The sequence below is a fragment of the Gordonia sp. Z-3 genome (assembly GCF_036233855.1).
Lineage (GTDB): Bacteria > Actinomycetota > Actinomycetes > Mycobacteriales > Mycobacteriaceae > Gordonia > Gordonia tangerina.
In genome coordinates this window covers 63,744-78,481 of record NZ_JAZARS010000003.1, presented here as the reverse complement: position 1 = coordinate 78,481, position 14,738 = coordinate 63,744, and the positions used below count along the sequence as shown (strand labels likewise).

The following is a 14,738-nucleotide window of genomic DNA, read 5'->3' as shown; positions in this document are numbered from 1 at the left end:
ATGAACAGATCACCAGTGACATCGCGCAGACGTGTACCGCGCACCTCCACCCTCGGCCTGTTGGCGGTAGTTGCTGCCCTCCTGGCCGCGACACTCGCGGGATGCGGCAGTTCTGAGCCGCGCAATCTCGTCGACTCGATACGCGAGGGCACCGTGGTGCTCGGAACAAAATACGATCAGCCCGGCCTCGGCATCCGAAACCCCGACAAATCCGTGACCGGGTTCGATCCGGCGGTCTCGACCTATGTGGTCAACAGCATCGCCGATTCCCTCGGGGTGGAGCACCCGGAGATCCAGTGGCGGGAGACGCCATCGGCACAGCGCGAGACGCTCATCAAGAACGGCGAGGTCGACATGATCGCGGCCACCTATTCGATCACCTCGTCGCGCGCGAACGAAGTCGATTTCGCCGGTCCGTACCTGATCAATTACCAGGGTCTACTGGTCCGCGATGACGACGATTCGATCACCACGCTGACCGACCTCAACAAGGGCAAGAAGCTGTGCTCGGTCACCGGCTCCACGTCCGCTCAGAACGTGAAGGCGCAGCTTCCATCGGTCCAGCTCCAGGAGTACGACTCCTATTCGAGTTGTGTGGAGGCGCTGCGGCGCGGCAAGGTCGACGCGTTGACCACCGACGAGGTCATTCTCGCCGGGTATGCCAACTTCTTTCCCGACGAATTCAAACTCGTCGACATGAACTATCCGCAGGACGCCTGCGTGAAGGACGCCCTCAAGACAGCGGGTACCCCGTTCTCCACCGAGTACTACGGAATCGGCCTCGCGAAGGACAGCCCGGAGGTCGTCACCGCGGTCAACGAGGCCCTGGACGAGATGATGCAGCCGGGTCCCGACGGGACGTCCCCGTGGGATGCGGCGCTGCGTGACGCCATCGGCGACGAAGAGGTCGACCGGATGATGGCCCGCGCCGAGGAGCTCGATTCGCAGTACGAGTTCACGCCGACACCCGGGGACCTGGAATTCCTGGAATCGGAACCCAGACCGTGCCCACCGGGCCTGAGCTGACGAGGGAGGTGGAGCACCGACATGAGTGAACTCTGGGCGGATATGGGGCCACAGCTGTGGCCGGCTTTCTGGGTGACGCTGAAACTCACGTTCTTCTCGGCGATCGGGGCGCTGATCTGGGGCACCCTGCTGGCTGCGATGCGGGTGTCGCCGGTTCCGGTGATGCGCGGATTTGCCGACGTGTACGTCAACGTGGTGCGCAACACCCCGTTGACACTGATCGTGCTGTTCTGCTCGATCGGCCTTTATCAGAACCTCGGTCTCGCGCTGGCACCCGACAACGAGAACTTCATCGAGAACAACAACTTCTGGCTCGCCGTGCTGGCGTTCATCCTCTACACGGCGACCTTCGTGTGCGAGACCCTCCGGTCGGGCTTCAACACGGTGCCCCTCGGGCAGGCCGAGGCGGCGCGTTCTCTGGGTCTCACCTTTCCTCAGGTCTTCGGGATCATCGTGCTGCCGCAGGCGATTCGGTCCGTCATCGGCCCGCTGGGAAGCGTGCTCATCGCGCTCACGAAGAACACCACGGTGGCCTCGGTGATCGGTGTCGCGGAGGCATCGCTGCTGATGAAGGAAGAGATCGAGACGTTTTCTGACCAGATCATCGCGGTGTTCGCGATCATCGCCATCGGATTCATGATCATCACGCTGACGGAGGGATTCGTGTTCGGTTACCTCGCCAAGCGTCTGGCGGTGAAGCGATGAGCGCCAACGCCACCGTCCTCTACGACGCACCAGGCCCCAAGGCACGACGCCGCAACGCGATCATCGCCGTGGTGTTCATCACCATCCTGGTGGCGGTCGCGGCCTACGTGATCTACGTTCTGGCCGGCAACGATCAGCTCACCGCGGACAAATGGAACCCGTTCGTCAAGTCGACGACGTGGACCACGTACATCCTGCCGGGGTTGTGGGGCACTCTGAAAGCAGCCGCCCTGTCGATCGTGTTCGCGCTGATCTTCGGTGCGGTGCTCGGCATCGGGCGACTCTCCGACCACACCTGGGTACGCGCCGTCTCCGGACTGATCGTCGAGGTGTTCCGTGCGATCCCGGTGCTGATCCTGATGATCTTCGCGTACTACCTGTTCGCCGACTACGCGATCTTCCCGTCGTCACAACTGGCCTTCGCGGCGGTGGTCACCGGGCTGACGCTGTACAACGGCTCGGTGATCGCCGAGATCATTCGTTCGGGTATCAATTCGTTGCCGAAGGGTCAGACCGAGGCATCGCAGGCCCTGGGCTTGCGCAAGAGTCAGATGATGCGGGTGATTCTGCTGCCGCAGGCGGTGACCGCGATGCTGCCCGCCCTCATCTCGCAGATGGTGATCGCACTCAAGGACAGTGCGCTCGGTTATGCCATCGGCTATGTCGAGGTGGTCCGCTCGGGCATCCAATCCGCGTCGTACTACGGCAACTACCTCCCGGCGCTCGTCGTGGTGGCCATTGTGATGATCCTCATCAACTTCGGATTGTCGTCGTTCGCCACCTTCCTCGAGGCGCGACTGCGTGGTGGGCGACGAAAGACCGCCGTGGCCGACCACGAGGAGGCCGACCAGGCCGCCGCCGAGAACATGCCAACCTTCGGCAAGAAGTAGCGCAACCGGATTCGGTGTCGAGCCGATCGATCAGTCCGTCGAGGTGGTCACTGCATCCAGCGATTCGGTGACCACCTCGATGGCCAGGGACTGGGCATACCCACGGCGCATCAGCATGCCGACGAGCCGACGGAACACGGCGTCACGCGATGCCGGGTCTTCCTGAAGTCGATCGACCTGACTCGGCGTGAGCTTCTTGGCGATCAGGTCGGTGGCCGCCACACGCTCGTCCTCGGGGTCGAGGTCGGCCAGGGCGGACTCCACGATGCCGGCGTCGATTCCCTTTGCCCGCAGTTCCTGTCGTAGCGCGACGCGTCCGCGTGCCGAATGGGCATGCCGCGAACGCACCCACTCGGCGGCGAAATCCTCGTCGTCGATGAGATGATGTTTGTCGAGCCGGGCCATCACCTCGTCGACGGTGTCGCTGTCGAAGCCTTTCCGCGCGAGCCGGTCGATCATCTCGTGGCGGGAACGAGCTCGGACCCCGAGAAGACGGAGTGCCGCATCCCAGGCGCTGGGTCCGGTTCGTTCCTCGGGGTCCGAAGTGGTGCTCATCGGTGGTATCCGAACGTCGGTGATATCAGAACTCCACCGGCGCCGGAGCGACGTCGTCGGCATCGACCACCGCGCCGATACCCAGCTTCTCCTTGATTTTCTTCTCGATCTCGTCGCGGATGTCGTCGTTCTCGATCAAGAACTTGCGCGCGTTCTCCTTGCCCTGACCGAGCTGATCGCCCTCGTAGGTGAACCACGATCCGGACTTGCGGATGAATCCCTCGGCCACACCCATGTCGATCAGCGAGCCCTCCTTGCTGATGCCGTGGCCGTAGAGGATGTCGAACTCGGCCTGTTTGAACGGCGGGGCAACCTTGTTCTTGACGATCTTCACTCGCGTCCGGTTACCCACCGCATCGGTGCCATCCTTCAGCGTCTCGATCCGTCGCACGTCGAGACGGACCGAGGAGTAGAACTTCAACGCCTTACCGCCGGTGGTGGTCTCCGGCGAGCCGAACATCACCCCGATCTTCTCGCGCAGCTGGTTGATGAAGATGGCCGTGGTCTTGGAGTTGCTCAGCGCTGAGGTCATCTTGCGCAACGCCTGGCTCATCAATCGCGCCTGCAGACCCACGTGACTGTCACCCATCTCGCCCTCGATCTCCGCACGCGGCACCAGCGCGGCCACGGAGTCGATGACCAGGATGTCCAGCGCACCGGAGCGGATCAGCATGTCGGCGATCTCGAGAGCCTGCTCACCGGTGTCGGGCTGCGACACCAGCAGCGCGTCGGTGTCCACCCCGAGCTTGGCGGCGTAGTCGGGATCGAGCGCGTGCTCGGCGTCGATGAACGCCGCGATCCCGCCCTGCGCCTGGGCATTGGCGACCGCATGCAGCGCCACGGTCGTCTTGCCCGACGACTCCGGGCCGTAGACCTCGATGATCCGGCCACGCGGCAGACCGCCGATGCCGAGCGCCACGTCGAGCGAGATGGAGCCGGTGGGGATCACCTCGATCGGCTGGCGGGTCTCCTCGCCGAGTCGCATGACCGACCCCTTGCCGAAGCTCTTGTCGATCTGGGCGAGGGCCAGATCGAGTGCCTTCTCCCGATCCTGCGGTGCTGGTGCCATGAGATTCTCCTCCGAACTCTGACCGGTGGCCGGTCGTGGATGTGGTGGTCTGCTGAAGTTGCTGACGTGATGTGCACGCTAGCCACGGGGTCTGACAAGTTTGCTGAACAGGCCGGGGACGGCTGCTCTCGGTTCGTGGGTTGGCTCGTGTCCCGTGGTTATGACGCACCGGAGGCGAGCGCGGTTCCTTCTGGATTCAGAATGGACGAACATGTGTTCGATGGCAAGCGTGACACGCCTGCGATCACCAACGGTGGCGCGGGACGTCGAAATCCCGGCAGATGGCCACCCATACGTCGCGCGGGTCGATCCCGTCGTCGATGGCCTGCGCCCCGGTCCGACCGCCGAAATCGATCAGCACGTGGTCGAGAAGGATCGAATCGGCCGACTGTGCGCCGAATTCCTCGGTCATCAGCTCGGTGAACTCGGTGAGACGCATCGCCGTCAGCCTACGCGAAGCCGATCACCCGTCCGATCGGGCAGCCATCCGACCCAGCAGCCACTGCACGATGCGGACCGGATCGGCGACCTCCCGCGCCGAACCCGACGCCTGTGCGGCCGCGGCGGCGAATCCCGGATCGGACAGCACCTGCCGCACCGCGGCCGCCATCGACCCGACATCCAACGGCCGAACCAGCACACCACTGCCCTGCCGCCGGACACGATTGGCCAGTTCCCACTGATCCCCACCACCGGGCACCGTCACCACCGGCACGGCGGCCTTCAATGCCTTGGCCAACATTCCGTGTCCGCCACCGCAGATCGCCAAGGTCGCGTCGGTGAGCACCTCGTCCTGGCGGGCGGTGCCCACCGTCACCTGCGCCGTCGGTTCGACCCCGTCGGGGATCTGCAGCGCAGAGACCACCACCCGCACCGAAAGATCGGCGAGTTCGCCGGTCAGCGCCGCCAGAGACGTCGACACCATGTCCGCCGCACCGGTGACGGCGGTGGACGGCGCCACGAGCACCACGGGTCCGTCGCCCACGGGTCGATCGAAGACCGCGTCGGTGGGTTCCCACAGCAATGGGCCGATCAGATGTGTGTCGGCGGGCCAATCCGGTCGCCACACCTCCAGGGCAGGAAGAGTGGCCACCAAACGTGCGATCGGTTCCTCGCTGGGGCCGGACAGTCCGATCGTCGCCCGCGACCGGGCTCGTTGCCGTTCACCCGACCGCACCGAACGCGCCGTGGCCGCACGCATGGCCGTGTCGCGCAGGCGACCCACCCGGCCCACGCCCGGTTCGAGACCGGCCCCGATCGGCGGGCGACCGGCCGACGCCCGGTACAGCGGGTGCGGCGACAACTCGATCCACGGAACACCCGCCAATTCGGCCGCCCACGCTCCGCCAACGGTGATCACATCGGAGATGACCAGGTCGACGCATGTGGTGGTGAGGATCGGCGCCAAGGCCGACGCTATCCGCGCTGCACGGTGGCTCAATTTGGCGCCGGCATCGGTGTCGTCGTCGGTGGGGAGTGCGGCCAGTCCGGGTAGTACCTCGACACGGACGTCCCGGGTCCCGGCGTCTGCGCACCACCGCGCACCGGTGTACACGACAGCCTCGATCCCCGCGGCGGTCAGCCGCTCGGCGAGTGCGAACGCCGGAAACGCATGCCCGGCATCAGGTCCCGCGACGATGGCGACTCGTGCCACAACCCTCCTCGGCGGGAACTCGGATTCGAACACCGACCGCACACGACGACGGCCCCCCACGTCGGTAGGAGGCCGTCGGTGCGGTCATGCTCAGATGTTCGTCTGTCAGTTGCCCGTTTGGGGGGGCTGTTCGGTGCCCGGCTGCGCGGTCGGCTGCGCCGGCGCGGCGGTTTCGGCCGATCCCGAGGACGGCAGCGCGCCGCCGGACATGCTGGCGCGGATCTGTTCGAGACGCGCATGGCCGGCCATCTGGACCCCGGCTTGTTCGACCTCGTGCATCCGCCCCTGCACCGAGTTGCGGGCGAGATCGGCCTGGCCGAGTGCGTTGGCGTAGCGGCGTTCGATCTTGTCGCGGACCTGATCGAGGTTGGGTGTGTTACCCGGCACCGACAGTTCGCTCATCTGGTTGAGCGACGCACTGACCTGCTCCTGCATCTTCGCCTGTTCGAGCTGGCTGAGCAGCTTGGACCGCTCCGCCAGCTTCTGCTGCAGCATCATCGCATTGCGCTCGACGGCCTGTTTGGCCTGTTCAGCTGCCTGCAACGACTGATCGTGGAGCACCTTGAGATCCTCTACGCTCTGCTCGGCGGTGACGAGCTGCGCGGCGAAGGCCTCTGCGGCGTTGGTGTACTCCTGAGTCTTCTGCGTGTCACCGGCCGAGCTGGCCTGATCGGCCAGGGTCAGCGCCTGGCGCGTGTTGGCCTGCAGCTTCTCGATCTCCTCGAGCTGCCGGTTGAGTTTCATCTCCAGTTGTCGCTGGTTGCCGATCACGGAGGCGGCCTGTTGCGACAGCGCCTGATGCTGTCGTTGCGCATCCTCGATGGCCTGCTGGATCTGGACCTTCGGATCCGCGTTCTCGTCGATCTTCGCGTTGCCGAGTGCCATCAGATAGCGCCACAACTTCACGAACGGGTTCGCCATACTTGCGTCAACTCCATAGTCCGGTATTCGCCTGCGGTGTGTAACCAATCTAGCCGTTGTGGCCGACGCGGGGCGACGGGTCGGGTCGGTTCGACAACCGACCTCACGCCGCTGCCAGTGCCGCCTCGGTACGACCACCGGGGCCGGGGATGACGACCTTCGCATCGAGCACACCCATCTCGCCCGCAGCCACCGGGTCCGTGGAACCGACGAGGTGTTCGTCGCCGGCGGGCAGCATCGCGTGCCCTACGTCGAGCAGGAGTTCGGCGATCTCGACGTCGAGCGCATCACAGATGGAGGCCAGCAGTTCGCTCGACGCCTCCTTCTGACCTCGCTCGACCTCCGAGAGATACCCGAGGCTGACCCGGGCATCGGTGGACACCTCACGCAGGGTCCGGCCCTGCGCGGTGCGCACCCGGCGCAGGCTGTCTCCCAGCGCCTCACGCAGTAGCACTGCCATCGAGGTCCTCCTCACTGCTTACCGTCCGCGACTGCTCACCGGCCGTACTGCACATCGTGACGACTCTGCACATCATGACATCGGGTGGTTCGTGACGTCCGACGTGTCCATGACGTCGGATCGGTTCGACGCCCCGGGGTACACCACATCAACGCGTCGACCCCGCGGCGAGTTCCGCCGACCTCTCCGCCGTCCGTGCCACGACAGTAGTCGAAGTTCACCGCCGCTGCCGCACTGCGCACCGCGAGCCGATTGCGCCAGGGGCGAACACGCCGGGCGTGTCAGTCGGGCGTCCTCGCGCGCCCCTCATCGGTCCGACCGGCGAGCGAGCGTCGGCGCAGGACGAGCGCCTGCCACACGTAGTCACCGCCGGTGAAGACGGTGGCGATCACGGCGGTCCCCATGGTCACCGCGGCCGCCACATGCCACAGTCCGGCCAACGGCAACAGATACAGCCCGATGGCCACCGCCTGCAGCAACGTCTTGAGCTTCCCACCGCGACTGGCCGGGATGACGCCGTGGCGCAGAACCCAGAACCGCAGGGCGGTGACCCCGAGTTCACGGATGAGGATCACGATGGTGACCCACCACGACAGATCTCCGAGGATCGACAAGCCCACCAGTGCCGAACCGATGAGCGCCTTGTCCGCGATCGGGTCGGCCATCTTGCCGAAGTCGGTGACGAGACCGCGCTCGCGGGCCAGGCGGCCGTCATAACGATCGGTGATCGCGGCGATGCCGAAAATCACTGCGGCCGCGATGCGCCAACCGGTGTCGTGACCGCCGCCGAGAAACAACGCCACAATGAAGACCGGGACGAGAACGATCCGGAAGACGGTGAGCGCGTTGGCGATGTTGACGACCGGAACCGGGTCGACCGGGTCGGTGATGTGATCGGGACCGCGCCCGGCATTCGCGAGACCGCTCTCCTCGACTGCACGACGCACACGATCGGTCATGATGCCCGGATCCGTTGTGGTTGCGTCGGTTGTGGCCGCACGCTGACCCGACGATACTGCTCCCACACGATGCCAGCCTATCTGGCCGATGTCGCCGGTCCGTGCGCCCGGGTCACGTTCGCGACTACTCTGTGATGCCATGCCTCCTGTCGCCCCCGAGCCGGCGTCGTCGCCCGCGGACCCCACATCGTCGGAATCGAGTGCGGCGGGCCCGGACTCGGCCCGCGCGGTGGCCATCCGCCGGGCCCGTACCTCCGATGTCCCGCGGATCAAGGAACTCATCGATCAGTACGCCGGGCGGATCCTGCTCGAGAAGAACCTCGTCACGCTCTACGAGTCGGTCCAGGAGTTCTGGGTCGCCGACATCGACGGTGTGGTGGTCGGGTGCGGTGCACTGCATGTCCTGTGGGCCGACCTCGGCGAGGTGCGCACGGTCGCCGTCGACACCGGGTATGCCGGCCGCGGCATCGGCCACCGACTGGTCGCCCGGCTGATGGATGTCGCACGTGAACTGCAACTGTCGCGCGTGTTCGTGCTCACCTTCGAGACGTCCTTCTTCGCGCGGCACGGCTTCGCCGAGATCGACGGGACGCCGGTGACCCGGGAGGTGTTCGAGGAGATGTGCCGCTCCTACGACACCGGCGTCGCCGAGTTCCTGGACCTGAGCTATGTCAAGCCCAACACCCTGGGTAACACCCGCATGCTGGCCGCGCTCGACTGATCCGACCGCACCGATCCGACCGCACTGAACCAACAGGAGTCGACGATGACCATCTTCGCCGTGCACTACACCTACGAACCCGCCAAGGCTGCCGACCGCGACGAACACCGGCCGCTGCACCGCGAATGGCTCGGTGAGGAGTTCCGCGCGGGCAACGTACTGGCCTGCGGCCCCTACCCGGACGGCTCCGGCGCGCTGATCCTCATCCAGGCCGCGTCGCTCGACGCCGCCGAGGCGTTCCTGGCCAACGACCCGTTCAACGCGCACCGGGCCGTCGACGGGATCCGAGTGGTGGAGTGGACCGAGGTGTTCGGTCCGTTCGGTTCCTGATACGTCAACGGCACCGGCGCCGCGTTGGGTCAGGTCTCCGAGGACTCCGACTGTTTCGGCTTCTTCGAACTCATCAGGCTTGCGACGGTGGTGATGACCAGCGTCAGCACGATGACCCCCAGCGACACCGGGGTGGTGATCTCGGGCACCGACACGTGCTCACCGCCGTTGATGAACGGCAGGGTGTTCTCGTGCAGGGCGTGCAGCACCAGCTTGACGCCGATGAACGCCAGGATGAACGAGAGTCCGTAGGACAGGTACACCAGCCGGTCGAGGAGCCCCCCGAGCAGGAAGTACAGCTGTCGCAGCCCCATCAGCGCGAACGCATTCGCGGTGAACACCAGGTAGGGCTCCTGGGTCAGGCCGTAGATAGCCGGGATCGAATCCAGGGCGAACAGGATGTCGGTGAACCCGATCACGATCAACACCATCAGCATCGGTGTCGCCATCCGCTTGCCGTTGACGCGTGTGAACAGCTTGTCGCGGTCGTAGTCGTCAGTGGTGCGCAGACGGCGCTTGACGAAGCGTTCCAGCCGGGTTTCGCGCTGCTCCTCGTGGTCGACCGGGTCGTCGCTTTCCCGGACGAGTTTGATCGCGGTGTAGATCAGGAACGCACCGAACAGGTAGAAGACCCATGCGTAGGCGTTGATGGCAGCAGCACCGACCGCGATGAACAGGCCGCGCAGGATGAGTGCCATCACGATGCCGAGCAGCAGCACCTTCTGCTGATACTCCTTGGGCACCGCGAACTTCGACATGATGATGACGAACACGAACAGGTTGTCGACCGACAACGCCTTCTCGGTCACATACCCGGCGAAATATTCGCCACCGTAGGTGCTTCCCCACTGCCACCACACGAAGAGTCCGAACAGGATGGCGATGCCGATGTACACGGCCGACCACGAGCCCGATTCCTTCAGCGATGGGGCGTGTGGCACCCGGACGTGGGCGAAGAAGTCGAAGACGAAGAGTCCGGCGATCACCACACAGGTGACAATCCAGACGGTTGACGAAACATCCATGCGAGCGATCTCCTCCAGCGCGCAGCACAACGGTTGCGATGCCAGAGGTCTCTCCCGCCGGTACACCGGACGCCCACCACGTACGTGTGCGCTCCGGGAGCCGACCGACGAACCCGGGACGGTCCTGACGACGATGATCCGCATCGTCGGCGGGACGCGGCCGTATTGACGGGGACGCCGCGAGGTCGGGGATACTCCCCTCTTCGATCGTCGACCAGCCTAGTACACCCACGCGTACGGTTGCATCCATGGCGCCTGCATCCGGGTCGGCCGGGACGCGTCCGGCGTCGGTGGCCGACATCCACACGACTGCCCGGGGCATGCCACATGTGACCGATGCCGGCACCCATGCCGACCGGCCGGTCTACCAGGTCGGCGGCAAGTCGTTCGTGTTCTTCCGCACTCCCCGCCCTGATGCGGTCGACCCGGTGACGGGCGAACGCTACGACGACGTGGTGGTCATCTGGGTCGCCTCGGAGGCAGACAAACTCGCGTTGGTGCAGCAGGATCGGTCACCGTTCTTCACCACGAACCATTTCAACGGACATCTGTCGGTGTTGTTGCGCACGTCAAGGGTTTCCGAGGTCACTCGGGACGAACTCACCGAGATCATCCAGGACGCCTGGCTGAGCCGGGCATCGGCGCGCCGGGCCGCCACGTGGCTGGCCGAGCACGGTCTCGACTGACCGACGCCGAGCCCTCAGGCCTGTTCGCCGGAGTCCGCGCCGCCGGTGATCGAGGTGATCACCCCGGCCAAGTCCTCCGGCTTGACCAGGACCTCCCGTGCCTTCGAGCCCTCGCTGGGGCCGACAACGCCGCGGGTCTCCATCAGGTCCATCAACCGGCCCGCCTTGGCGAACCCGACGCGCAGTTTGCGTTGGAGCATCGAGGTGGAGCCGAACTGGCTCGACACCACCAGCTCGATCGCCTGTAACAGATCATCGAGGTCGTTGCCGATGTCGCCGTCGATTTCCTTCTTGTCGCCGGCCTTCGCGGTGGTGACACCCTCGGTGTAGTCAGGGTCGCTCTGTTCGCGAGTGAAGTCGACGACCGCCTGAATCTCTTCGTCGGTGATGAACGCGCCCTGCATGCGGATCGGCTTGTTGGCCCCCATGGGCAGGAACAGCCCGTCACCCATGCCGATGAGTTTCTCCGCGCCCGGCTGATCGAGGATGACGCGTGAGTCGGTGAGCGACGAGGTGGCGAAGGCCAGCCGCGACGGCACGTTGGTCTTGATCAGTCCCGTCACCACGTCGACCGAAGGACGCTGGGTGGCCAGCACGAGGTGGATACCCGCGGCGCGCGCCTTCTGGGTGATGCGCACGATCGCATCCTCCACATCGCGGGGCGCGGTCATCATCAGGTCGGCGAGCTCGTCGACGATGGCCATGATGTACGGGTAGGGCTTGTAGACGCGTTCACTGCCCAGCGGAGTGGTGATCTCGCCCGAGCGCACCTTGGCGTTGAAGTCGTCGATGTGGCGCACCCGCGACGCCTTCATGTCCTGATAGCGCTGCTCCATCTCCTCCACCAGCCAGGCCAGCGCGGCGGCAGCCTTCTTCGGCTGGGTGATGATCGGCGTGATCAGGTGCGGAATCCCCTCGTACGGAGTCAATTCCACCATCTTCGGGTCGATCAGGATCATCCGCACGTCCTCGGGGGTGGCGCGGGTGAGCAACGAGACGAGCATCGAGTTGACGAAACTGGACTTACCCGAGCCGGTGGAACCGGCGACCAGCAGGTGCGGCATCTTCGCCAGGTTCGCGCTCACGAACTCACCTTCGATGTCCTTGCCGAGACCGATCACCAGCGGATGGGTGTCCTTGCGGGTCTTGGGCGCCTTGAGCACATCCGCCAGACGCACCATCTCCCGGTCGGTGTTGGGCACCTCGATACCGACCGCAGACTTGCCGGGAATCGGAGCCAGCAGACGCACGTTGTCGGTGGCGACGGCGTAGGCGATGTTGCGCTGCAGGGCGGTGATCTTCTCCACCTTGACGCCCGGCCCGAGCTCGACCTCGTAGCGGGTGACGGTGGGACCGCGGGTGTAGCCGGTGACCGCCGCGTCGATCTTGAACTGTTCGAGCACCCCACCGATCCGGTCGATCATGTCGTCGTTCGACCGGCCACCCTGTTTCGGGGGGTCACCATCGATGAGCAGCGACGACGGGGGCAGGTGGTATTCACCGTCGACGACCCGTTCGACCAGACCGCCGCCCGGCAGTTCGTCGGCTTCCGGCTCGGCCGGTACCGGAGCACTCGGGGTCGGCGCCGGCGTGCTCCGCTCGGCCTTCGCACGAGATCGTCCGCTCGTCGACACCGACGGTTCGGGACGACCGATCTGTTCGGTGACCTCGTCGTCGAGGGGAACGGTCGTCGCGGCGGCGAAGTCGGCGGCGTCGACGTCGGGATCAGCCGGTCGACGCCGTCGGCGACTGCGCGATGCCGGTTCGGCGTCGGGCGGATAGTTGTCATAGGGATCGGCGGAGTATCTGCCCCGGCCGTCGAGGACCTCGGTCGGCTCCGGGTCCCGGTTGTCCACCGGATCGGCGAACTCTGCGGCAGTGTCGACCTCGTCGTCCAGGTCATCCCACGGCGCGACATCATCCTCTAGCGCAAGGTCGCCGCCCAGACCCAGATATCCGACGACCCCGTCGGCGACCTCACGCACGGTCTTACCGCTCAGGATCAGGCACCCGAACGCCACACACAGCACCAGAATCGGCACCGAGATCCACGCGGTGACGCCGTTGGTCAGCGGCGTCCCGACCGCGAAGCCCAAGAACCCACCGGCCGCCGAGCGACCCGGGAGGTCCTCGGGAGCACCTGCGACGAGGTGGATGAGTCCGAGGACGGGGAGCACGATCAGCAACCCCGCACCCAGGTAGCGCGCTCGCTCCGATGGGTTCGGCGGACGCCGCATCAGCATGATCGACACGGCGACCAGCGCCAGCGGCACCACGACCGACACCCCGCCGACGGCGGCCCGGATCAACGCTTCGATGAACGCCCCGACCGGACCGGCCGCACCGAACCAGACGCTGGCGCCGACGAGCAACCCGGCGGCGAGCACCGCGAGTGCGGCGCCGTCGCGTCGGTGGGTGTGTCCGCTGAGATCACGCGCCGCGCCGGCCACCGGCCGTCGATGGGCCTGCGAGCGGCGACCGGATGTCTCGTCGACGATGGGCCCGTCGAGATCGAACCCGTCGTCGACGACGTCGTCGCCGGAATCGGAGACATCGTCATCGAGGAATCCATCGTCGGTCAGGTCGTCTTGCTCGTCACGACGTCCCGACTGCGTTCCCCCGCCGGCGCGGGCGATACTCCCCACCCCGCGCGCCATCAAAGACCACCCCGCCCCGAGACCTCGTCCCACCGCCGACGCACCGCTGGCCGCCACCGACCTCCGATGGATGTCGGCCGACGCGTCGGCCTGCCGCGACGCACCCGCGCGCTTCGATGTCCCAGTGGTGCGGGCATCAGACGGGCGCCGCGAGCTGCCGGAACGGACGGTGCCGGCGGTGGCGCGCGCCGGCGCGCGCCGTCCGCTGGTGCTACGCGCCGTGCGAGCGCCCGTCTTCGCACTTCCGGCGGTCGCCCGGGTCCTGCTCGTGGTCGACCTCGCGGTGGTCGCACCCGTCTTCGCTGCGCCCTTCTTCTGGGCACCGGCGGTTGCTTTCGAAGCCATGCGGACAGACTAGTCGCCAGACGCCTCGCCAGTCACATGGGCAACACTGGCAACGCGCTCGCGTGTCGGATTCGTAACCGATCGGTGTCGGCGGCCGGGTTCACAGCCCCCGTTTGGCCGTCTGCACCGCCGAAACCGCCTGCTCATCACCATCGAAGACCACGTTCACCGGTGCTCGACCGAAGGCGAAGAGCAGCAGTTCACCTGGGTTGCCCACGACGACGGCCTCGGGCCCGGTGCCTACGGTCACCACATCGCGGCTGTCGCGTGTTCGGAGGGTGACGCGAGCCGGGCAGCTCTTGAGGGTCATCCTGCTCATCGACTTGGCCGGTGCGATCAACGCCTCCTGCAACTCTGCGGAGATCTCGCGCGGTGTCCAGGTCTGATCGGGTCGGGCGGCACCGCGCAGGACGTCCTCGTGGTGGACGAACATCTCGGCCAGGTTGGCCCATCGGTCGACCACCTTGAGCGGCGAATAGAGCGGAGGTCCGGCGGCCAACTGGGCCAGCATGTCGTCCCACGAGCCTGCCGCTGCGGCGGCACGCACCTTCTCGGTGTGGCCCGCGAAGGCCGGGATCATGATGCCCGGTGCGGTGTCCGGGCGGCGCTCCCGGACGACCAGGTGGGCCAGCAGGTCCTTGGCCGTCCATCCGGCGCAGAGCGTGGGCGCATCGGGCCCGACCGACCGCATCGTATCGACCAGGGCAGCTCGTTCTTCTTGTGCGAAGGTCACCG

At 66.1% G+C, this 14,738-nt stretch carries 16 protein-coding genes; 6 read left to right on the top strand and 10 right to left on the bottom strand.

Annotated elements, in window-relative coordinates; genetic code table 11:
• Genes VX037_RS04015 through VX037_RS04005 form a run of 3 tightly spaced genes read left to right on the top strand, consistent with a single transcriptional unit; the run spans position 1 to position 2,621 of the window.
• The gene (locus VX037_RS04015; protein WP_328713314.1) at positions 1–1,026 is read left to right on the top strand and encodes a glutamate ABC transporter substrate-binding protein; all 1,026 of its coding nucleotides are present in this window, start codon (positions 1–3) and stop codon (positions 1,024–1,026) included.
• Between the two features lie 21 nt (positions 1,027–1,047).
• Positions 1,048–1,731, top strand: a complete 684-nt coding sequence (locus VX037_RS04010) for an amino acid ABC transporter permease (protein WP_235722183.1) — start codon at positions 1,048–1,050, stop codon at positions 1,729–1,731.
• Positions 1,728–2,621 (top strand): amino acid ABC transporter permease, encoded by an 894-nt coding sequence (locus VX037_RS04005; protein WP_328713312.1) that lies wholly within the window; start codon positions 1,728–1,730, stop codon positions 2,619–2,621. The genes VX037_RS04010 and VX037_RS04005 overlap by 4 nt, the downstream gene beginning before the upstream one ends.
• A 30-nt stretch (positions 2,622–2,651) precedes the next feature.
• Here VX037_RS04005 and VX037_RS04000 read toward each other — a convergent pair whose 3' ends face one another.
• The 7 genes from VX037_RS04000 to pgsA form a co-directional block, all read right to left on the bottom strand.
• Positions 2,652–3,176: a regulatory protein RecX gene (locus VX037_RS04000; RefSeq protein ID WP_235722185.1), complete on the bottom strand. Its 525-nt coding sequence runs from the start codon at positions 3,174–3,176 to the stop codon at positions 2,652–2,654.
• 25 nt (positions 3,177–3,201) lie between these two features.
• The gene (gene recA, locus VX037_RS03995; protein ID WP_235722186.1) at positions 3,202–4,245 is read right to left on the bottom strand and encodes a recombinase RecA; all 1,044 of its coding nucleotides are present in this window, start codon (positions 4,243–4,245) and stop codon (positions 3,202–3,204) included.
• 244 nt (positions 4,246–4,489) lie between these two features.
• On the bottom strand, positions 4,490–4,684 hold the full coding sequence (locus VX037_RS03990) for a DUF3046 domain-containing protein (protein ID WP_235722187.1): 195 nt from the start codon (positions 4,682–4,684) through the stop codon (positions 4,490–4,492).
• 24 nt (positions 4,685–4,708) lie between these two features.
• Positions 4,709–5,899 (bottom strand): glycosyltransferase, encoded by a 1,191-nt coding sequence (locus VX037_RS03985; RefSeq protein ID WP_328713310.1) that lies wholly within the window; start codon positions 5,897–5,899, stop codon positions 4,709–4,711.
• 105 nt (positions 5,900–6,004) lie between these two features.
• Positions 6,005–6,820 carry a PspA/IM30 family protein gene (locus tag VX037_RS03980; RefSeq protein WP_235722189.1) on the bottom strand — a complete coding sequence of 272 codons (816 nt, stop codon included), beginning with the start codon at positions 6,818–6,820 and terminating at the stop codon, positions 6,005–6,007.
• A 103-nt stretch (positions 6,821–6,923) separates the two neighbouring features.
• The gene (locus VX037_RS03975) at positions 6,924–7,280 is read right to left on the bottom strand and encodes a helix-turn-helix domain-containing protein (RefSeq protein ID WP_235722190.1); all 357 of its coding nucleotides are present in this window, start codon (positions 7,278–7,280) and stop codon (positions 6,924–6,926) included.
• Positions 7,281–7,561: 281 nt separating this feature from the next.
• Positions 7,562–8,239, bottom strand: a complete 678-nt coding sequence (pgsA, locus tag VX037_RS03970) for a CDP-diacylglycerol--glycerol-3-phosphate 3-phosphatidyltransferase (RefSeq protein WP_235722191.1) — start codon at positions 8,237–8,239, stop codon at positions 7,562–7,564.
• Positions 8,240–8,378: 139 nt separating this feature from the next.
• On the opposite strand from pgsA, the gene VX037_RS03965 reads away from it, so the two are divergent.
• Together VX037_RS03965 and VX037_RS03960 are read left to right on the top strand one after the other, a co-directional pair.
• A complete protein-coding gene (locus tag VX037_RS03965; RefSeq protein ID WP_235722192.1) occupies positions 8,379–8,960 on the top strand; it encodes an amino-acid N-acetyltransferase in 582 nt (193 codons plus the stop codon).
• 45 nt (positions 8,961–9,005) lie between these two features.
• Positions 9,006–9,290, top strand: a complete 285-nt coding sequence (locus VX037_RS03960) for a YciI family protein (protein WP_328713308.1) — start codon at positions 9,006–9,008, stop codon at positions 9,288–9,290.
• Positions 9,291–9,319: 29 nt separating this feature from the next.
• Here the strand turns inward: VX037_RS03960 and VX037_RS03955 are convergent, their stop codons facing one another.
• Positions 9,320–10,315, bottom strand: coding sequence for a TerC family protein (locus tag VX037_RS03955; protein ID WP_235722194.1), 996 nt, complete (start codon positions 10,313–10,315; stop codon positions 9,320–9,322).
• Between the two features lie 248 nt (positions 10,316–10,563).
• On the opposite strand from VX037_RS03955, the gene VX037_RS03950 reads away from it, so the two are divergent.
• Positions 10,564–11,001: an MmcQ/YjbR family DNA-binding protein gene (locus VX037_RS03950; protein ID WP_328713307.1), complete on the top strand. Its 438-nt coding sequence runs from the start codon at positions 10,564–10,566 to the stop codon at positions 10,999–11,001.
• 14 nt (positions 11,002–11,015) lie between these two features.
• On the opposite strand, the gene VX037_RS03945 is transcribed toward VX037_RS03950, so the two are convergent.
• Positions 11,016–14,003, bottom strand: a complete 2,988-nt coding sequence (locus VX037_RS03945) for a DNA translocase FtsK (protein WP_328713305.1) — start codon at positions 14,001–14,003, stop codon at positions 11,016–11,018.
• A 100-nt stretch (positions 14,004–14,103) separates the two neighbouring features.
• Positions 14,104–14,736: a TIGR03085 family metal-binding protein gene (locus VX037_RS03940; RefSeq protein ID WP_287016039.1), complete on the bottom strand. Its 633-nt coding sequence runs from the start codon at positions 14,734–14,736 to the stop codon at positions 14,104–14,106.
• Positions 14,737–14,738: the final 2 nt, after the last annotated feature.

What these genes read in the sequence shown, in the direction of transcription:
- VX037_RS04015 (WP_328713314.1), top strand. Translation starts at nt 1, where the DNA reads ATGAACAGATCACCAGTGACATCGCGCAGACGTGTACCGCGCACCTCC.
- VX037_RS04010 (WP_235722183.1), top strand. Translation starts at nt 1,048, where the DNA reads ATGAGTGAACTCTGGGCGGATATGGGGCCACAGCTGTGGCCGGCTTTC.
- VX037_RS04005 (WP_328713312.1), top strand. Translation starts at nt 1,728, where the DNA reads ATGAGCGCCAACGCCACCGTCCTCTACGACGCACCAGGCCCCAAGGCA.
- VX037_RS04000 (WP_235722185.1), bottom strand. Translation starts at nt 3,176, where the DNA reads ATGAGCACCACTTCGGACCCCGAGGAACGAACCGGACCCAGCGCCTGG.
- recA (WP_235722186.1), bottom strand. Translation starts at nt 4,245, where the DNA reads ATGGCACCAGCACCGCAGGATCGGGAGAAGGCACTCGATCTGGCCCTC.
- VX037_RS03990 (WP_235722187.1), bottom strand. Translation starts at nt 4,684, where the DNA reads ATGCGTCTCACCGAGTTCACCGAGCTGATGACCGAGGAATTCGGCGCA.
- VX037_RS03980 (WP_235722189.1), bottom strand. Translation starts at nt 6,820, where the DNA reads ATGGCGAACCCGTTCGTGAAGTTGTGGCGCTATCTGATGGCACTCGGC.
- VX037_RS03975 (WP_235722190.1), bottom strand. Translation starts at nt 7,280, where the DNA reads ATGGCAGTGCTACTGCGTGAGGCGCTGGGAGACAGCCTGCGCCGGGTG.
- pgsA (WP_235722191.1), bottom strand. Translation starts at nt 8,239, where the DNA reads ATGACCGATCGTGTGCGTCGTGCAGTCGAGGAGAGCGGTCTCGCGAAT.
- VX037_RS03965 (WP_235722192.1), top strand. Translation starts at nt 8,379, where the DNA reads ATGCCTCCTGTCGCCCCCGAGCCGGCGTCGTCGCCCGCGGACCCCACA.
- VX037_RS03960 (WP_328713308.1), top strand. Translation starts at nt 9,006, where the DNA reads ATGACCATCTTCGCCGTGCACTACACCTACGAACCCGCCAAGGCTGCC.
- VX037_RS03955 (WP_235722194.1), bottom strand. Translation starts at nt 10,315, where the DNA reads ATGGATGTTTCGTCAACCGTCTGGATTGTCACCTGTGTGGTGATCGCC.
- VX037_RS03950 (WP_328713307.1), top strand. Translation starts at nt 10,564, where the DNA reads ATGGCGCCTGCATCCGGGTCGGCCGGGACGCGTCCGGCGTCGGTGGCC.
- VX037_RS03945 (WP_328713305.1), bottom strand. Translation starts at nt 14,003, where the DNA reads ATGGCTTCGAAAGCAACCGCCGGTGCCCAGAAGAAGGGCGCAGCGAAG.